The organism is Novipirellula galeiformis (genome assembly GCF_007860095.1).
GTDB lineage: Bacteria > Planctomycetota > Planctomycetia > Pirellulales > Pirellulaceae > Novipirellula > Novipirellula galeiformis.
The window spans coordinates 903,392-922,066 of the sequence record NZ_SJPT01000001.1 but is presented as its reverse complement, the minus strand read 5'-3'; the positions used below and the strand labels follow the sequence as shown (position 1 = coordinate 922,066).

General features: G+C 55.5%; 13 protein-coding genes. 5 read left to right on the top strand and 8 right to left on the bottom strand.

Annotation, left to right across the window (positions count from 1 at the left end; translation table 11 throughout):
- Positions 1 to 22: 22 nt before the first annotated feature.
- Together Pla52o_RS03275 and Pla52o_RS03270 are read right to left on the bottom strand one after the other, a co-directional pair.
- Complete coding sequence (locus Pla52o_RS03275; RefSeq protein ID WP_146593120.1) at positions 23 to 646, bottom strand: superoxide dismutase; 624 nt, start codon at positions 644 to 646, stop codon at positions 23 to 25.
- Positions 647 to 947: 301 nt separating this feature from the next.
- A complete protein-coding gene (locus Pla52o_RS03270) occupies positions 948 to 3,188 on the bottom strand; it encodes a sensor domain-containing diguanylate cyclase/phosphohydrolase (RefSeq protein WP_146593119.1) in 2,241 nt (746 codons plus the stop codon).
- Positions 3,189 to 3,818: 630 nt separating this feature from the next.
- Here Pla52o_RS03270 and Pla52o_RS03260 point away from each other — a divergent pair.
- From Pla52o_RS03260 to Pla52o_RS03245, 4 genes are all read left to right on the top strand, one after another.
- Positions 3,819 to 5,309, top strand: a complete 1,491-nt coding sequence (locus tag Pla52o_RS03260) for a lipopolysaccharide biosynthesis protein (RefSeq protein WP_146593118.1) — start codon at positions 3,819 to 3,821, stop codon at positions 5,307 to 5,309.
- A 112-nt stretch (positions 5,310 to 5,421) separates the two neighbouring features.
- The gene (locus Pla52o_RS03255; protein WP_146593117.1) at positions 5,422 to 6,123 is read left to right on the top strand and encodes a hypothetical protein; all 702 of its coding nucleotides are present in this window, start codon (positions 5,422 to 5,424) and stop codon (positions 6,121 to 6,123) included.
- Positions 6,120 to 6,965 carry a sugar phosphate isomerase/epimerase family protein gene (locus tag Pla52o_RS03250; protein WP_146593116.1) on the top strand — a complete coding sequence of 282 codons (846 nt, stop codon included), beginning with the start codon at positions 6,120 to 6,122 and terminating at the stop codon, positions 6,963 to 6,965. Before Pla52o_RS03255 ends, Pla52o_RS03250 begins: the two co-directional genes overlap by 4 nt.
- 4 nt (positions 6,966 to 6,969) lie before the next feature.
- Positions 6,970 to 7,320 carry a histidine kinase gene (locus Pla52o_RS03245; protein WP_146593115.1) on the top strand — a complete coding sequence of 117 codons (351 nt, stop codon included), beginning with the start codon at positions 6,970 to 6,972 and terminating at the stop codon, positions 7,318 to 7,320.
- Between the two features lie 66 nt (positions 7,321 to 7,386).
- On the opposite strand, the gene ruvA is transcribed toward Pla52o_RS03245, so the two are convergent.
- The 4 genes from ruvA to ispF all read right to left on the bottom strand — a co-directional run bounded on the left by ruvA (position 7,387) and on the right by ispF (position 10,900).
- Positions 7,387 to 8,013 (bottom strand): Holliday junction branch migration protein RuvA, encoded by a 627-nt coding sequence (gene ruvA / locus Pla52o_RS03240; RefSeq protein ID WP_146593114.1) that lies wholly within the window; start codon positions 8,011 to 8,013, stop codon positions 7,387 to 7,389.
- A 153-nt stretch (positions 8,014 to 8,166) separates the two neighbouring features.
- On the bottom strand, positions 8,167 to 8,658 hold the full coding sequence (ruvC, locus tag Pla52o_RS03235) for a crossover junction endodeoxyribonuclease RuvC (RefSeq protein WP_146593537.1): 492 nt from the start codon (positions 8,656 to 8,658) through the stop codon (positions 8,167 to 8,169).
- A gap of 29 nt (positions 8,659 to 8,687) precedes the next feature.
- On the bottom strand, positions 8,688 to 10,283 hold the full coding sequence (gene cysS / locus Pla52o_RS03230) for a cysteine--tRNA ligase (protein WP_146593113.1): 1,596 nt from the start codon (positions 10,281 to 10,283) through the stop codon (positions 8,688 to 8,690).
- A gap of 113 nt (positions 10,284 to 10,396) precedes the next feature.
- A complete protein-coding gene (ispF, locus tag Pla52o_RS03225) occupies positions 10,397 to 10,900 on the bottom strand; it encodes a 2-C-methyl-D-erythritol 2,4-cyclodiphosphate synthase (RefSeq protein ID WP_146593112.1) in 504 nt (167 codons plus the stop codon).
- 242 nt (positions 10,901 to 11,142) lie between these two features.
- Here ispF and Pla52o_RS03220 point away from each other — a divergent pair, with 242 nt between their 5' ends.
- Positions 11,143 to 12,162, top strand: coding sequence for an ABC transporter ATP-binding protein (locus Pla52o_RS03220; RefSeq protein ID WP_146593111.1), 1,020 nt, complete (start codon positions 11,143 to 11,145; stop codon positions 12,160 to 12,162).
- A 134-nt stretch (positions 12,163 to 12,296) separates the two neighbouring features.
- Here the strand turns inward: Pla52o_RS03220 and gcvP are convergent, their stop codons facing one another.
- A complete protein-coding gene (gcvP, locus tag Pla52o_RS03215) occupies positions 12,297 to 15,257 on the bottom strand; it encodes an aminomethyl-transferring glycine dehydrogenase (protein ID WP_146593110.1) in 2,961 nt (986 codons plus the stop codon).
- Between the two features lie 489 nt (positions 15,258 to 15,746).
- Positions 15,747 to 18,176 carry a TolC family protein gene (locus Pla52o_RS03210; RefSeq protein WP_146593109.1) on the bottom strand — a complete coding sequence of 810 codons (2,430 nt, stop codon included), beginning with the start codon at positions 18,174 to 18,176 and terminating at the stop codon, positions 15,747 to 15,749.
- Positions 18,177 to 18,675: the final 499 nt, after the last annotated feature.

Genomic DNA, 18,675 nt, shown 5'->3' with positions numbered 1-18,675 from the left:
GATCCGTTCCCGTTACATCAAACTACTTTGCCGCTGCAAAGCGGTCGGCAACTGCGTCCCAATCGACGACGCTCCAGAAAGCGGAAATGTAGTCGGGACGGCGGTTTTGGTAGTTCAGGTAGTAAGCGTGCTCCCAAACGTCTAAACCAAGAATCGGCGTGCCGCTGATCCCAGCAACCGCTTGGCCCATCAATGGGTTGTCTTGGTTCGCAGTGCTGCCGATCTTCAGCTCGCCGCCTTCGACGTATAGCCAAGCCCAGCCGCTACCGAAACGGGTTGCCGCAGCATTGGCAAACTGTTCTTTCATCGCGTCGAAAGAACCAAACGCCTTGTCGATCGCAGCGGCCAAATCGCCCGCGGGATTGCCACCCTTGCTTGGTCCCATCACGGTCCAGAACAAGGAGTGATTGGCGTGTCCGCCACCATTGTTGCGAACCGCGCCTCGCTTGGCCTCGGGGACTGCGGACAGATCGGAAATCAGATCTTCGATCGACTTGCTTTCCAAATCGGTTCCCGCGATCGCATCGTTGACCTTCGTGATGTAGGCCTGGTGATGCTTGGAGTGATGGATCTCCATCGTCTTTGCGTCGATATGAGGGGTCAGTGCATCGTACGCGTAAGGCAGTTCAGGCAAAGTGTAAGCCATGGCCGAATTCGCTCCGTTTTAGGGTGAAGATATGAGGTTCTCGTCAACCTAGAACGATAACGCCCCGACCATTGGAATGAAATCACCCCTTGCATTGCTTCGCGTGAAGCCGCGTGTGAAGCCGCTTGGCTGAATCGCCCCTACGGCTACAGGATTTCGCCCTTGGCTGCGGCTCTAAGCAGCTAGGCAGGAGTCTTTCCGTAGATTAGCCATTTTGGCGTTAGCCACGGTTCCCACGTTCAACCGGGGATAACGCCCAAGCGGCTAATGGGATTTCTCCCAATCATTCCTGCCTACCTGCTTAGCTCTCGGGATCGGCGACAATCTCGCCCATCAAGTAGCTCCTCAAACTCGACACGAGTTGAACCACACAAGGATTCAGCGCCCGGTTTCGACGATCTCGATTTCGGATGGGACGCACCACGACGTGAACCTTGGTGCTGGCCCAATTCCGGGTCGCAGGGAGCGACGGATCACCGTTTTTTTGTTCGCTAAGGGTCAACTGTGCATTGAGCACAATTTGATGATCGACCCGCCGACGCCCTCCGGTGCTGCACACCGAATTGACCTTCAATGACACCTGATTTTCGGTCACATGGATCACTTCGGCATCATGGTCGGCAATAAAGCCTCTCAGCTTTTCGATCACAATCGCCGCGGGTACCGGCGTCAAAATATCGAATTCACTTTTCTTCTGCAGGTCGGCGCCGTCAAACCAAGCAAACCATCCTCGCTTGGGCGTCTCGGCAGCGTCGCTTGGAGGATTGCCCGAGCCAAGTTGAATGACACGATTGCGACCGTTGTCCTTCGCTTTCAAAAGGGCGCGATCGGATCGAGCCAGGATCGTTTCGGCCGAATCTCCGGCTTGGAACTCGGTGACACCAAAACTCGCCGTTACGGTTTCGTTGCCGAGGCTGGGGAGGGGAGTTCGTTCGAGCGCCATACGGATCACTTCAGCACGTTTCGTGGTGGTCGCATTGTCACAATTATTCGCGATCAACAAGAACTCTTCGCCGCCATAACGAGCGACCAGATCGCCATCACGACTATGGTTTTCCAAAATTGCAGCGAAACGAATCAAGGCTTCATCGCCCGCGGGATGACCATGCACATCATTGACCCGTTTGAAGTGGTCGATGTCACAGATAATCAAACTAAAGGTTGCCCCTCCGGCTTTCGCACGCTCCGTCAACAAGGCAAGTTGCTCATCAAAGTAAGCTCGATTCGCAATTCCGGTGAGAGGATCGCGAGTGACTTGTTGATGGAGCGTATCGAGCTTCTCGAGCATATCGGCTTCATCGGAAACATCGCGAATCACCACGACCGTTCCCAAACATCCGGGTCGACTCCCCGCTACAGGAGTTACCTGCATATGCACCGGCGTCATCTCGCCGCCGGGTTGTTCGATGACCATGTTGCGTTGGATAGAACTGGCCGAGCGAAGGCACTGCGCGACAATGCAAGCTCCCTCATGACGCGACGAATCCTTTTCACGAAGCCGGATGGCTTCGCTGCTCCATGCCTTGCCCTGCATTGCGTCGCTGGAGATGCCGGTTAGACGCTGCATCGCGTCGTTCCAACGCGTGACCGTCCCTTCGCTGTCGGTGAACACCACAGCGTCTTTCAATTTGCTAACAAGCGAGTTGAGAAACACCCCTTCCTGATAATTTTCTAGCGATACTCCGGCATACTTTTGGTCCAAATCGGCATTCCAAACGGGTAATTCGGAATCGCTCTGCAATTGCTTGAGCCATCGATCCACGACCACGCCTTGTAGAATCTCAGGACGGTCTTCCAACATCCGGCTGAAATCATTCACCAGCTCAGGATCGAATTGGGAATTGCTACCCTTGGCTAACTTTTGAATCGCGCGCTCGCGACTCATCGCACTTCGGTACACATGGTCGGTCGTCATTGCGTCGAACGCATCAGCGATCGCTAGCATCCGAGCTCCCAATGGCAACGCATCTCCGCGCGGACCATCGTCATGCCGACGACCGTCATACCATGAATTTGCGTACATCACGATGTCAAGTAATTCGGTGTCGCTGGTGCAACCACTTAGGATTTGCACGCCTAATCGCGAACAACAATCCATCGTCAATTGTTCTTCGACGGTTAACTTCCCAGGCTTTCGCAGCACACGATCAGGAATCCCAATTTTGCCTAGATCGTGCAGCAGCGCAGCAACCTCAATACGATCTCGCTGCGTTTCGTCGAGCCCGAGTCGATGAGCCCAAGCGGAACACGACAATGCCACTCGCAACGAATGCGCTGCGGTGGCAACATGCTTCGCACGTAGTGCCAAGAAAAGCGAGGTGGCAATGCCAAGACGCACCATCGCCAATTGATTCTCAAACTTGACCTCGGCGGTCGCAGTCAAACAGCGATCCTCAGGCAACGGCGCCGCCGCCTGCAACGCCGCGAGCAACTTTTCCAATTGCAGGTTCTTCTCAATAAAATCTGCCGGTCCCCCCCCCGCCACAGGAGCAGTAACGGTTCCAAGCGAATCGGCTGGGGAAGAAGAGGAGGTCTGGTTCATTCGGAGAAACCGTAGGGTCGGGAGAACAGTATCGCTGCGAGTTGAAACATAGGTTAGGAAAATGGCTCAAGCCAAACAAAAGCCGGTGACTTCCTGCTTTCTCACGCCGCAACCGAACGACGCCTAGACCCGCCCCCCCAAATTGACGACCGCAATCCGGACGCGAGCCAGCCTGACAAACATCCCCCCCAACCTCGAGCTTTCGCCCGGTCGCCCCGTCCAACGCGATGAGATCCAGCGTCATGCCTAAATCGGCTGGATGACAAACCCATCGAACCATTGCTCTCGTTGCAATCCCACCGTTGACTCCGGCTCCTCATAACGGGCCCGCTCGGCACGACTGGCCCGCTCCTCGCAACGGGCCCGCTCGGCGCAACAGGTCCGCTCGGCGCAACGGGCCCGCTCGGCATAACCGTGAAATCACTTCGAACCCAACCAACCGCTACATCCAAAGCCATCCGTAAACCTTAATGGTGATTCGAGGCCGTTGGTCAAGTTTTCAGCCTCCTGACGCTGGAAACATCCCAGGTTTCATCGATCCATTATCGCTCGACGTTTGTTGCCTCCCCATCTCGCGCGGAACAACGCTCATCCACGACGACGCTGCCAACACCTCATCATCTCACTGCTGTGAATTCGACTAAGACTGAAACGCAATCGAGCTTCGCAGCCGATTCATTAGCCATCGGCATGCTTGTTGTCCTGGCGATGACAATTGTGCAACGATCACTCGGATTCTTTCGGAGTGTTTGGTTTTGTCGTTTGATGGACGACTCGGTGGTCGGGCAATGGGCGATGGCGTTTGACTTCATCACGATGGCAACTCCCGTGATGCTCTTTGGCATGCCAGGATCGTTGCCGCGGTACGTGGAAACGTATCGGCAACAAGGGCACCTCCGTGCGCTTGTCATGCGTTTACTGCTCGCGACGGTGAGCTGTGCCGCTGTCTTCATGACCGGTTTAGCGGTGGCACCCGACTGGTTTGGGTGGCTAATTTTCCTGGAATCCGATAACCGCTCGTTGACCTACAGCGTCGCGGCAGGCGTGTTGGCGATCATCGCCTTTAATTTCGTTCACCAATTGGTCTCGTCGCTGCGTCAAGTTCGAGTCGCGTCGATGATGCAGTTCGTCCAAAGCGTCGTGTTCACGATCGTTGGAGTGGCGTGGTTGATGCAGGGAGGGGGCTTAACCGGCTTGATCCTCAGCTTTGCGATTGCGTCCTTGATTGCGATTCTGCCGGGTGCATGGACGCTCGCCAACGGATGGCAGGGGCTGCCACGCAGCGATTCCCGTTTCCATGCTCCATCGATGTGGCGACGTTTACTGCCCTACGCGATCGCACTTTGGACGATGAATTTGCTCAGCAATTTGTTCGAGATGTCGGACCGCTACATGATTTTGCACTTCACCCAGGGGGGCGAACAAATGGGGCAAGCCGCAGTGGGACAATACCACAGTGGTCGGATTTTCCCGGTGTTGTTGATCAGTTTGGCCAGCATGATCGCGGGCGTCTTGATGCCTTATCTCGCCGCAGACTGGGAATCCGATCGACGCGAAGCGGTAATCGAGCGTCTCCGAAAAGTGTTGGCCGCGCTTTCGATCGTGTTCACCACGGGAAGTGCTGCGACCTTGTTGATCGCACCATGGTTGTTTGCCAATTTGCTTCAAAATCGTTATTCCGATGGTTTGTCGTTAATGCCAATGGCGTTTGTTTTTTACATCTGGGCGTCGCTGGTCATGATCGGGCAAGACTATTTGTGGGTAGCCGAGCGTGGCAAGTGGGTCGGCGTTGCCATTGCCGTTGGCTTGGTCATCAATCTCGTTTTGAATGCCGCCTTGCTTCCGATGCTGGGATTACAAGGCGCTGTTATCGCGACCTTGTCGGCTCATGGTGTCGTCATGATTGGCATTTGGTTCGCCATGAATCGTCATGGCTTCCCGCTCGATTTCCCGATGCTCTTGATCAGCATCCTGCCAGCAAGTTTGCTGCTTGGCCCGGCCATCGCACTCGCGAGCGTATTGATGGTGATCCCCATGAGTCCTCCGCTGAAATCATGGATAGGCGAGGGAATGTCGCTGGTCGCTGCTAAATGGAGGCGCGCGTTGCCGGAACCGACGTAGCCGACCATGAGAATGTGGTTGGCGACACCGCTGCGTGACGCAGAGAGACCGTTTTCGTCGCCGCACTGAACTATCCTGCCACCCGCTCGTGATTCTTGGTAGGCTAGTCGACATGAATTTTCTGAGCCACGCATTACCCTATTTCGACCAACCGTTTAAAGCGGCGGGAACGGCAGTGCCAGATTGGTTGAGCGTCGTGGATCGAAAAATCCGAGCTCGTCGACGCCATGCACTCTTGTTGGCCAACGACGAAGATCCCCATGTCCGCGACGTTGCCAGCGGGATCATTCAACATGTCGACGATGACCAATGGTTTCATGCGACCCAGGCGTTTGTCGAAACGAACCTGACGTTGGCGGTACAACTGCGAGAGCAATTGCCCGGGGACGCCGGATTTCGGCCGACGTTTGTCGGGCACATTCTGATCGAAATCTTGCTCGATGCCTTCTGGATTCGCGAAGATTCCTCGGTTGCGGACCGCTACTACGGCTTGCTGAGCGATCTGTCGTCCGAGAAAATACAGGCCTGTGTCAACAAAATCACTGGCAAGCCAACCCAAAACCTTGCCAAGACGATCGATCGATTTATCGAAATACGGTTCTTGTACGACTACGTCGACAATGACAAACTCTTATTTCGACTCAATCAAGTGATGAGCCGTGTCGGCCTTGCCGCCTTGCCACCGCACATTGGCGACTGGATTCCGCAAGCCTCTACGCTAGTGGAATCACGGCGGATCGAACTGCTCACGCCCCCCTCCGGTGAATCTCCTTTTTCCTCCCTTGTTTCCAAACCATTGACAGGCGAACAATGAAATACGGCATGAACCTCCTCCTCTGGTCTGGCGAAGTCACCGACGAACTGCTGCCCGTTTGCGAGCAGCTCAAATCGGCTGGCTACGATGGAGTCGAGTTGCCGATGTTCAACATTGACCTCGACTACTCAGCGATCGGTAAGAAGCTCGACGACATCGGGTTGGCCCGCACCGCCGTCACGATTCGTGGGGAAGAGGACAATCCGATTTCCCCCGACGCAAGCGTTCGCGCCAAGGGAATTGAATTGACGAAGAGGACCTTGGATTGCTGTGCAGCCGCAGGCGTCGAAACCTTGGTCGGTCCCTACCACTCAGCGATCGGCGTGTTCAGCGGCGCGGGGCCCACCGAAGACGAATGGAAATGGGGCGTCCAAAGCATGCGAGCGGTCGCCGAACATGCCGGTAACGTCGGAGTGAAGCTCGGCGTCGAGGCGCTGAACCGTTTCGAATGTTATTTTCTCAATTGTCATGCCGATTCGGCGCGTTTTGTTCGCGAAGTCGACCATCCCGCTTGCGGAATGATGTACGATACTTTCCACAGCAACATCGAAGAGAAGGGGATCAAAGACGCAGTCAAAGTCGGTGGCGATAAACTTTATCATGTCCACATCAGCGAGAACGATCGCGGCACCCCGGGCGAAGGACATGTTCGCTGGGAAGAAAACTTTGACGCGATTGCCGAAATGGGCTACGACGGTTGGATGGTCATCGAAGCGTTTGGACTAGCGCTTCCCGAGATCGCCGCCGCTACCAAAATTTGGCGCCGCATGTTCAAGGATGAAATTACGTTAGCCACGGAAGGCTTAAAATTCATGAAGAACGAAGTCGAGAAGCGTAAGTAATCCGATGACAAATGCATCCGCTGATCTCGTGCTGTTTTTGTCTGGTGATTTGATGTTCGCATCACGCGTGCGTGGTGCCGCAGCAAACGCCGAGCTGGAATTCAAGTTCAGCGGAAATTTGCCCGCAGGGGACCTCGACTCGGTGGCCTACGTGATCATCGATTTGTCAACACGCAGCAAATTGATACCCGACGTGGTGGCTGAAATCGCTACCCGCTGTCCGACTGCGAAAGTGATTGCCTATGGGCCTCACGTTCAAATCAACCAACTCAAAGCGGCACGCGAAGCTGGCGTGCCCACGGTGATGACGCGAGGCCAATTTGACGCAGCACTGCCGAGTTTATTTGTGGGATAGACTTCGAGTCTGTCGCGGATGCAATCAAGGCCGGAAGCCTATCCCTCTTTTTTATCGACGCCGAGCCTAACTCGAACGCTGGTAGATCGCGGTTAGTAGCGACTCGGTGTCCTTGAACTTCTTCTTCCCTGCGATCGCTTCGTCGATCAATCGCCGTGCATCCGCTTCGGTGTGCCCCAACGTGATCAAGGCGTCGAACGTCTCGCCGATCACTTCGCTGCCCGCCTCTTGCGTCTCGCCAATCGCCCCTGGATCGACCATCAAGGCGAAGCGAGGCATCTTGCGACGCAGTTTGGCAATGATCCGCTCGCTCGTGGCTGGCCCCACGCCGGGAAGTGCGGAGAGCGACTTGGCGTCTTGTTGTTCGATCAGCACCGCCAATTCCTTGACCGGACGTACCATCGCGCGCAACGCCTTCTTGACGCCGACGCCGTCGACGCTGCAAAACAGATCAAAAAATTGGCGTTCGGGCTCCGACAAAAAGCCGATCAATCGCGGAGTCAATCGTCCGCCTTGAGCCGCGTTACCTTCGATGTACTGCAACGTATGCAGCCGCGCTTCGTCACCGATCTTGCCTTGCATTTGACGACGTGTGAAATCGGCAACAAACACCTCGTATTCAAACGGGGCCGATTCAATCACCACCGAGGCCTCGCCAACGCGAACCAATTTTCCTGTAATCGTGACGATCAACGGATTGCATCCTACAAAAACGTGTTATTAAAAAGTGGGATAGAACCTGTAGTGGAGGTTGCTAAACCTCCCTAACTGCCGGGATCTTTAGCAAGATCCACTACACCGATTCGGGGATTTTTAGCAAGATCCACGACACTTCCCGCTTGTTCCTTACTTCATCAACTTGTCCAGCGGCGTGTTGATCCCCAAGTGATGGCCACACAACGCGATTGCCAATGCATCGGCAACGTCCGCCGGCTCGGGCAGATTCGCTAACCGCAGCTGCAACTTCACCGCCAATTGCATTTGGCTTTTGGGAGCTCGACCGTTCCCGGTCAACACCTTCTTCACTCGCGTGGGCTCAAAGTGCCCTACCGGAATTTCCGCTTCACCGGCAGCTAAACAAATCACGCCGCGCGCATGGCCCATCAAAATTGCCGTTCGCGGTCGCTCGTAATGCGAAAACAACTGTTCCAGCGCCATCATCTCGGGCTGCAACGCCTCGATCACTTCCTTGACGCCAGTGTAGAGCTCTCGCAGACGCATCTCTAGCGGATCCTTGGCACGGCTGCGAATGATCCCGGCTTCGCACAACTTGATCGTCGCACCGTGAACCTCGATCACCCCGTACCCGGTTGTATTCAAACCGGGGTCAATGCCCAGAATCCGCCGTCCCGATACGCCGCCTTTGATCACGAGCTACGTTCCCAGCTGGTGCCTTCTTTCTTATCCAGTAGTGCGACGCCGAGCTCGCTCAGTCGATCGCGGATCGCATCGCCGGTGGCGTAATCCTTTCGCTCACGTGCTTCTTTGCGCAAATTGATCAACAAGTGAACCACGCTGTCCAACAGCGCCGCGTCGCCATCATCGCCACTCGATTTCGGGGGTGCTTTAACAAAGATGCCAAGCACCGCAGTCAATTCACGAATGATCGTCGCAGCCGCGACAAGCGAAGCGACTGCCGCAGAGGCCTTGTCGCTGCTGGCGTCGAGCTTGTTTTCGTCCATGAAACGATTCATCAAACGCAGCGTATCGAACAACACACTGATCGCTGCGCCAGTGTTGAAATCGTCATCCATGGCGGCCAAGAACTTTTGCCGAACGCCGTGCATCTCAACCAGCAACGCGTCTTTACCTGGATCAAATTCGCCTTCGGTTCGCGATGCGGCGGGCTGTAAATCGTAAACCGATTTGCCGCTGATCTCGGCGAAACGATCGAAGAATCGGTAGAACGCTTCGAGCGACGTCCCCGCTTCTTGCAATCCTTCTTCGCCATACACGATGGTCGATCGATAGTGCGTGCGGAGCAAGAAGAACCGGATGCGTTCGCCGGTGTGTCGGCGAATCAAATCGGACAATCCACCCGCTCCCTTGCTGCGGCTGATCTTGCCTGCTGCGGCCTCTTCGTTGGACTCTTCGCGGTCGCTTTTGCCACCGACTTTGCCTTTTTCACCGGCACGCATCAGCCCGTTGTGCATCCAATACTTGACCATCGGTGCATCGTGGCAGCAACCGCTTTGAGCGCGTTCGTTCTCATGGTGTGGGAACATCAAATCCAAGCCGCCGCCGTGGATGTCGAACGTATCACCCAGGATTTCGTGGCTCATCGCCGAGCACTCGATATGCCAACCCGGCCGCCCTTTGCCCCAGGGACTATCCCAAGCGATCGATTGGCCTTTGGCATTTTTCCAAAGCGCGAAATCGCCTGAGGATTTTTTCTTGGCCGCCGCTTCGCCCCCTTCGCCCTGTTGAGCATCGACGCTGCGATTGGAAAGTTGGCCGTAGTTGGGATCCTTCATCACGTCAAAAAAGACATCGCCGTCGACTTCGTACGCGTGCCCCTTGGCGATCAACGCCTCGATAAAGCTAATGATTTGCGGCATGTGGTCGGTTGCCCGCGGCAGATAGTCAATTTGGTTGACCCCCAACTCACGCAGGTTCGACAAGTAATCGGCGGTCATTTCAACCGCGATTTGGCTCATCGGAATCCCCCGCTCGCGGCTTTTCGCGATCAATTTGTCGTCGACATCGGTGATATTGACCACCCAAGTGACGTCATAGCCGCTGTAGCGAAGGTAGCGTTTGACCGTATCGAAAATCACAGGGCCGACCATATGCCCGATGTGCGACTCGGCGTAAACGGTGGGACCACACAAATAGATCCCGACCTTGGGCGGCGCGATAGGCTGAAAGATTTCCTTGGTTTTGCTCAGCGTGTTGTAAATTTTGATCGGCGGCTTCGTTTCCGAAGTCCCCGTGACGCTGGTGGAGGCGGTAGCAGTGCTCATCGAAACTGTTCTGGGAAAAAGACTTTCAGGGATGCAAACGATTCCGACACAGAATCGAACTTCGTGGGAATCGGGGAATTATAGAGAGAGAAGGCGATCAAGTAGAGGGCGATTTAGGATTCCCGCGTGCTGTAAACCAGCGCCACAACGCGAGCGGCGATCGCGGTCGCACCGCCGATCGCCCCAATCCCTTCGCCCGTCTTTGCTTTGATACCAATTCGATCAACTGAGATATCTAACAACCCCGCGATCGTTTCTCGCATCAAATCCAAATGGGGTGCCATTTTGGGGCGTTCCGCTAAGATAACGCAGTCGAGATTGACGATTTCCATGCCGTGATGGCGGACCCGACGAAGAGCTTCATGCAGGAAATCGCGACTGTCACGGTCTCGGTTTTCTTCGGCATGGTCCGGAAATAAGCGGCCAATATCAGGCTCGGCCACCGAGCCCAACAACGCGTCGGTGATCGCATGCAGCAAAACATCGGCATCGCTGTGGCCGATCGCATGCACTTCAGCCGGAATTTCCATCGCTCCGATCCGAAGCGGCCCCCCATTACCAAGGCGGTGGGAATCGTACCCCAGTCCAATACGAATCGCAGGAATCGGTGTGCTCATGTGGGAAACTCCAAAGAGGGGATTGCTGGGGGACAACAAAAAACGGAGGACGAAAACAAAACCTCCCCCAAATACTCATCCACTTGCTAGCGGACCTTCCCCAGTAAAAAGCATTGCAAACAGGGGGACGGGGTGGAATGGATGTTGGCACGGGGGATCTACAGTCTTTGCCATCGCACCCTACAATAACCGACCGTAGCCTCCGCGCGATGTACCGACCTTAGCTCGAGTCAGCCGTATTCATGTCCATTATCGAAGTCCGTCAATTAACCAAGTCGTACCGTGTCTACAAGAAACGCGAGGGGCTTTCCGAGAGTATCCGGGGACTGTTCCATCGTGAATACAGTGAGGTGGAAGCGGTTCGCGGGATCGATTTGGATGTCCAGCAAGGTGAATTTGTGGCCTTTCTTGGCCCCAACGGTGCCGGCAAGACGACGACGCTGAAACTGCTCAGCGGGGTGATCAATCCAACCAGCGGCACCGCATCGGTGATGGGATATGTCCCATGGCAGCGGAAAAACGATTATCGTCGCCGATTCGCCCTGGTGATGGGCCAGAAAAACCAGCTTTGGTGGGATTTGCCCGCGCAAGAATCGTATCGACTGCACCAGCAGATCTACGGCATTGACGCGGACCAATTCAAAACAACGCTCTCCGAACTGACCGATTTGCTCGATGTCGGGCGACTGCTCAGCCAACCGGTGCGGGAATTATCTCTCGGCGAGCGGATGAAGATGGAGTTGATCGCGGCACTATTGCACAGTCCCGAAGTCTTGTTTTTGGACGAACCGACGATCGGTCTGGACGTGATCGCCCAGCACAACATCCAGAAGTTTTTGCGGTACTACCAAGAGAAACGCAAGATCACGATTCTGTTGACCAGCCATTACATGAAAGACATCGCGGCGTTGTGCAAACGCGTTGTGATCGTTGCCGATGGTCGCATCGAGTACGACGGATCGCTGTCGGGAATCATCGACAAATTCTCAGGCTCCAAGATCATCACGCTCCAGTTCGCCGAAGGGCATCGGCCATCAATGTCGACGTTCGGCGAAGTCTTGGACGAGAATTGGCCCAAGGTGCGAGTGCGAGTCAATCGCGCCGACGTACCGCGCGTGTTAGCGGAAACATTGCGAGACAATCCGATCGAAGACGTCGCGGTGGAGGATCCACCGCTAGAGGATGTGATTGCCGATCTGTTCCGCGAAACGTCGGAACGCAATCTGCAAAACGCTGCGAGCGTAGCCGCCAACAGTCGCTAGCGCACTTTTAAATAAGGCGAAAGGCCGGTGGAAACGGCCCTCCCTGTGATTGGCCGGCGAGAACCGGCCCTACATCCCACATCAATGTCGTCCAGCTTTCCAAGCTGGTAACGCCAAGCTAGACGATCATACGCCTACGAATAATCGTCCATTGGCGGGCAACTGCAAACGAGGTTGCGGTCGCCGTAGGCACTATCGATGCGGCCTACCGTGGGCCAGAACTTGGCGTCTCGCAACCACGCCATCGGCCAAGCCGCTTGCTCTCGCGTGTAAGGATGCTGCCAATCGTCGCTGCCGATCGCTCCCATCGTGTGCGGAGCGTGCTTCAGCGGGTTATCCTCTGCGTCCATCTTGCCGTCTTCGATGCTTTGAATCTCGGCGCGAATCGAAATCATCGCGTCACAGAACCGATCAAGCTCATCTTTGCTCTCGCTTTCGGTCGGTTCGATCATCAACGTACCGGGCACGGGGAAAGACATCGTCGGACTGTGGAAACCGTAATCCATCAAACGCTTGGCAATGTCATCGATTTTTACGCCTGCGGACTTTTCGAACTTGCGACAATCGACAATGAATTCGTGGGCAACGAAACCTTTGTCATCGGTGTATAGGATGTCAAAGTGCTCGCTCAAACGCTTGGCCATGTAGTTCGCGTTTAGAATCGCAACTTGCGTTGCCTGTTTCAGTCCCGACGCCCCCATCAAGGCGATGTACACGTAGCTGATCGTCAAAATGCTGGGGCTGCCATAGGGTGCTGCCGAGACAGGCCCGATCGCAAATTCGCCCGCAGTATCAGGACGCTCCACCGGATGCTCGGGTAAAAACGGAGCGAGTTGTGGCGCCACACCGATCGGCCCCATTCCGGGACCACCACCGCCGTGAGGAATACAGAACGTTTTGTGCAAGTTCAAGTGACACACGTCTGCGCCAATTTTGCCAGGACTGGTCAATCCGACTTGGGCGTTCATGTTCGCACCGTCCATGTAAACTTGCCCGCCATGCTCGTGAATCAAGTCACAAACGCGTCGCACGGTGCTTTCAAAAACGCCGTGCGTGGACGGATAGGTGATCATCAAGCAGGAAAGTTTGTCACTGTGCTGGACAGCTTTCGCATTCAAATCGTCCATGTCGATATCGCCGCGATCGTTGCACTTGATCGGTACGACTTTCATCCCCGCCATCACTGCCGATGCGGGATTGGTTCCGTGCGCGGAGGTCGGGATCAAACAAACATTGCGTTCGTTTTTTTGCCCTGCTTTGGCGGCTTGATGTTCATGGTAGGCGCGAATCACAAGCAATCCGGCGTACTCGCCTTGCGCCCCCGCATTGGGCTGCAAGCTGACCGCCGCAAACCCTGTCACGCTGCACAACCAAGATTCCAGCTCGCGGAACATTTGCGTGTAACCACGCCACTGAGTATCGGGCGAGAACGGATGAATCTCGGCAAACTCGGGCCATGTCACCGGGATCATTTCGCTCGTGCCGTTCAATTTCATCGTGCACGAACCCAGCGGAATCATGCTGTGAGCGAGCGACAAATCGCGGCTCATCAACTTGAAAATGTACCGTAGCAACTTGGTTTCACTGCGATACGTGTGGAACACAGGATGAGTTAAGAAATCGCTAGTGCGGGCAAACCCCGTTAGATCGCATAGACCTTCGGCTTCAGCCTCAGCGAGCAATTCATCGATATCGAAACCGGTGTAATGTCCAAAATTGAACGCGGCCAAAAGATCCGCAACCAATCCGCGGTCGCTGGTTTCATCGAGGGTCACCCCGAGAGAACCGTCATCGTATTCACGCAAGTTGATTTGGCGTTCGCGTGCCGCATCGGCAACCTGGCGGGCGGCATGCGTGCGTCCTTTGCCCAAGCGAATTCGAATCGTGTCAAAGACGGGACCATCATGAGTCGCCTTGTGACCGAGTCGCTCGAGTCCTTTGGCGAGTGCGGCGGTGAAGCCCTGCACTCGGCGGGCAATGCTCGTCAATCCTTCGGGGCCATGATAGACCGCGTAAAACGAATTGATGATCGCAAGTAGTGCTTGGGCGGTGCAAATATTGCTGGTCGCTTTGTCACGGCGAATATGTTGTTCGCGAGTTTGAATCGCCATGCGAAGCGCACGGTTGCCATGGCAGTCTTTGGAAACGCCAATGATCCGCCCGGGAAGCTTGCGGGCATACTCATCGCGAGTCGAGATGTACGCAGCGTGCGGTCCGCCTAATCCCATCGGCACTCCGAATCGTTGAGCGCTGCCAATGCAAATGTCGGCGCCCCATTGGCCCGGAGGCGTGATCAGCGTCAATGCCAACAAATCCGCCGCCGCAACTGTCAAACACTTGTGGCTTTTGGCTTGTGCCGCCAATTCGCTGTAATCGTTGATCCGGCCATCGGTGGTTGGGTACTGAACCAGCACGCCACACAGACCGCCATCGCCAAAATCAAAATCGATCTCGCTAACCGGCCCAATCTTTAAATCGACGCCTAAACCGGCAGCCCGTGTTTTCAGTAGCGCCAACGTTTGTGGGTGGCAATCGTCGGAGGCCCAAAAGCCTGTTTTCTTGTGGTTGGCAATCGCGATGCACATCCCCATCGCTTCGGCGGCCGCGGTCGCTTCGTCCAGCAGACTTGCCCCGGCCAACGGCAATCCGGTCAGATCGGCGATCACGGTTTGGAAGTTCAGCAACGCTTCGAGACGCCCTTGCGAAATTTCGGCTTGGTAGGGCGTGTACTGGGTGTACCAACCTGGATTCTCTAAGACATTCCGCAAAATCACTGGTGGCGTGACGGTGCCGGTGTACCCCATCCCGATGCACGAGCGGTAGATTTTGTTCTTGCTGGCGATCGCCTTCAGGCCTTGCAAACATTCCCGCTCGCCGCGTGGATCGGGAATATCAAGTGGGGCATCGAGACGAATGTCCGCTGGCACGGTGGCGTCGGAAATCGCGTCCAGTGAATCGAAACCGAGCAAATCCAACATCGCAGCGAGTTCGGTTTCCGAAGATCCAAGGTGACGCCGTGCAAACCCATCGACAAAATCGATAGCGTTCGAAGCGGAGGACGAGCAATGCGATGGCTGATTTGTGCTTGTGGACATGTTCCGAAGGGGCCCGAAAGAGGGTTGATCTAGTTTGCCTCTGCAGGTTGCTGGAGTGCCCAACGGCGTTTTGGCAATTTGTTAAGCGTCAGCAACACAAGGATCAACATAATTTCGGCGAGCGATTCCTGGTATCCCACTGCTCCTTGTGGGCAGAATCCAAGCCCGAAACGACGCCGTTTCGACGAAGTTTTACGCTGGGAGGGGGTAGGGCCGGTTCCTACCGGGCACCGGCCGCACATGAGTGGCCGGTGGGAACCGGCCCTCCATCGATCGCCTAGCGGAAATTCCTGATGCGGCGGGATACTTGAAGCGGATTCCAATGAAGAGGACACGCTGGGAAGCCTATCCCAGCTACCAACGACGAAAAGTTCGAGGCGCCTTGCGGCGCGCTCGAACTTTCGTTTTACGAGGGCTGTCGTTCCCGACGCGTAATGCGGGCAGCCCTCGTATGCCTCCGCCCGAAGGAAAATTGGTGTCGTCTCGTGTCTAACGAGACGGTAGTGCTCGACGTGCTACTGGGGTGGGTGCGTAGCGGATGTCGACATCCGAAATACTTGCTGAAGCCGATTCCGTTTCGTAGTTCATCGGAGCGACGGAGCTTCCCACCGGAATGTCCAAGGGTTGCAATGTTCCCGCATCAGGCAGGCTATCGATGCTTGGCATCGCGGGAGCCGCTTCGCTGGGAACCCCGCGTGGTGACGGAATCCCAGGTGGAAGTTGCTCGACCGATGTGCCGGGATCAAACATCTCCTGAGGTGACCCCATCTCGCCGAGTGGAATATCGTTCACGTCGATCGCATCACGGTAAGGCCCCAGATTCATGTTCAACGGATCGTTGAGGAACTCTTCGCCCGGCACCATGGTGTGGCCCATCGACGTGGTCGATCCATCCATCATGTCGACGGCGGCGTTGGCATCGCGTACCGGTCCGGTTCGCACAACCCCGGGCCGCGTCACACCGTACTTGACTTGTTTCCCCGCACTTCGCTCACGAGCTCGTTCCAGGGCATCCCAGTACGCTTTCTTGTTCCAAGGCCCTTCGGCCAAGGTGATGTTGCTGTTCGCCAGCAGCGTGCCCTTCATATAGTCGACGTAATTGATTGATTTGTTGTATTCACCGAGTGCTCGGTAATAATCGATTTGTGCTTGTGCACGACGCTGTTGACTTTGCAGCACAACGTTCACGGGACTTCGTCCACCCTTGAATTCGGCCAATCGTGCTTCCACTTCTTGCTCGGCGGCTTGCCATCGTTGTGCATTGGTTTGCACCAATTGGTAGTGCGTTGCAACCTTGGCGGTCGCGTCACTCAATTGGCTGACCAACAACCGCTCTTGTTCTTGCAAGAAGGCTTTTTCGCGAGACAACCGCAATTGGGCGCCACGAATCCGTGTCAATTCACGTCGAGCCCCCAAGGCCGGTGGCGTGATCTCTAAACGCACTGCTCCTTCTTGATAATTGCCGCCGGTCAATTCGCCCAACGCACTGCTACCTGGGTTCGGGCCGGCCACGTCACTGCCACTGGGAGGTCCAAGCGTGTCGCCTTGGCCAACCCAACGGTACAGCAGCGAGACGTTGACTTCGGGAAGAATTTGATTCTTCGCAGCCATCAATTCCAACTCGTTCTGTTTGATCCGAGTTTTGTTACGGCGAACTTCTGGGCTGAGATACAACATTTGTGCAACCGACTCGTTCCAGTCAAATTCGACGCGGGCCAACGAAGGCTCGTCGATGGGACGGACCAAGCGCCCGTCGGTCGCGGTGATGCCCATCAATTCACGCAGCACACGTTCGTTACCATAGACGCCAAATCGATCCGAACCGGGAAGATTCGAGCCAGCGATGGCCGATTCTAGGATGCCGCGGAATTGGTAGTATTGCTCGACCGCTTGAGCTAACTCTTGGCGTGTGCCTGTCCCGTTTTCCAAGTTCAAACGAGCGAATTGAGCCGTTGCAATCGCACTGTTACGACCGATGATCGCGGTCGCCACGTTGCGGTAGGAAACATAAAGGTTCCAATAAGCGACCTCGACATCGCGAACCAAGTTACGAGTTTGAGCTTCGAAATCTGCAATGGTCAGGTCTTCATTGAGACTGGCGAGCACGACCGGAATGCGATTGATCAAGGTGCCACGATTTCGCATCAATGGATGTTGCACTTGAGCTTCAAGCACGGCAGTCCAATCGCTTGGCACGGCTCGTGAAACCGCACTGATCTCGGCGTTGCTATGCGAGTAGATGACTTGTTGACGAAGCGTGGCGACGCCGCCGGTAGCCATTCGCTTGCTGATCGCGGCTTGCTGAGTGGTATCGACCCCTTGCGATTGTTGCGGATTGATGCTGTTAAGTGCACCAACGTTACGGGTGCGATCGGTGGTCCCATAGTTAATGAAACCGCTCGCTTGAGCATCAAATTCGGCCAACGCGTCTTCCACGCCACCGACTTGGTTGGCACGCAACACGCCTCGTGGCAAGACGCGGTTACCGCTGCCGTCGACGGTCAAAGGAACCGATTGCGTGGTCGATTGCTGAACCGCGATGTCGTAGATGCTGCCAAATTGATCGGCATTCCCGCTGGTGAATTGGGCCGCAACGTTTTGGCGGAATTCAGCGTTGCCGTTGGTGGTGATGAAGAACTTCGAGTTCTGAAGTGCGATCGACACGCACTCTTCCAACGACAAATTCCAGAACTGGTAATCGTGATTCCCAACCGTCAACGGAGGCAGCGCGCCGGTGGTCTCGGCCAAATGCTCCACTTCAACGTCGGGATACTCGATCGCCGTCGCTTGGTTGAGATAGAACTGAAGGTCCGGAGACTCATTCAGAAAAAACGGTTGTGTCGGTGCGCACCCACACGCGAATAGGATGGTCATCCCAAGCTGAAGATACGCAGTGAATCGTAACAGCGAGCGGTTCATGCTCAAGGCTTCCTGGGCGGTGCCGCCGTGAAACACGCTTTAACGATGTCGCCATAGGCGACGAGCGCATTCCGATCGGGCCGAGTGTGGAAGCCCCCCTCCGTGAAGCCCCGAAATTGCCACGTAGCAACTCGAGACCTCCTCGTCCGAGAGTAGTTATCGGAGTCCGGTTAGGTAAACTTTGACGCTTCTGAGAATTTTCTTGAAGTTGTCGCGATTGAAGGTGCATGGACGCGGGACGGCTTTTGAATACCGCACGCTATCAAAATCAAAACCCGACGCGTCAGCGTTGAAATTGCACTTTTGGATTTAGGGGCAAAGCCCTGGTAAGACGATCCGCAAAGAAGATCCGCAAAGAAGATCTCGCTCGGTTGGACCAGCCTAGGCAAATTGCTGGGCTTTCAGCTTGCTGGGCCTTCAGCTTGCTGGGCCTTCAGCTTGCTGGGCTTTCAGCCCGGAACACCTTAAATAACGCAACTTGACCCCTGACGCCTCGGGT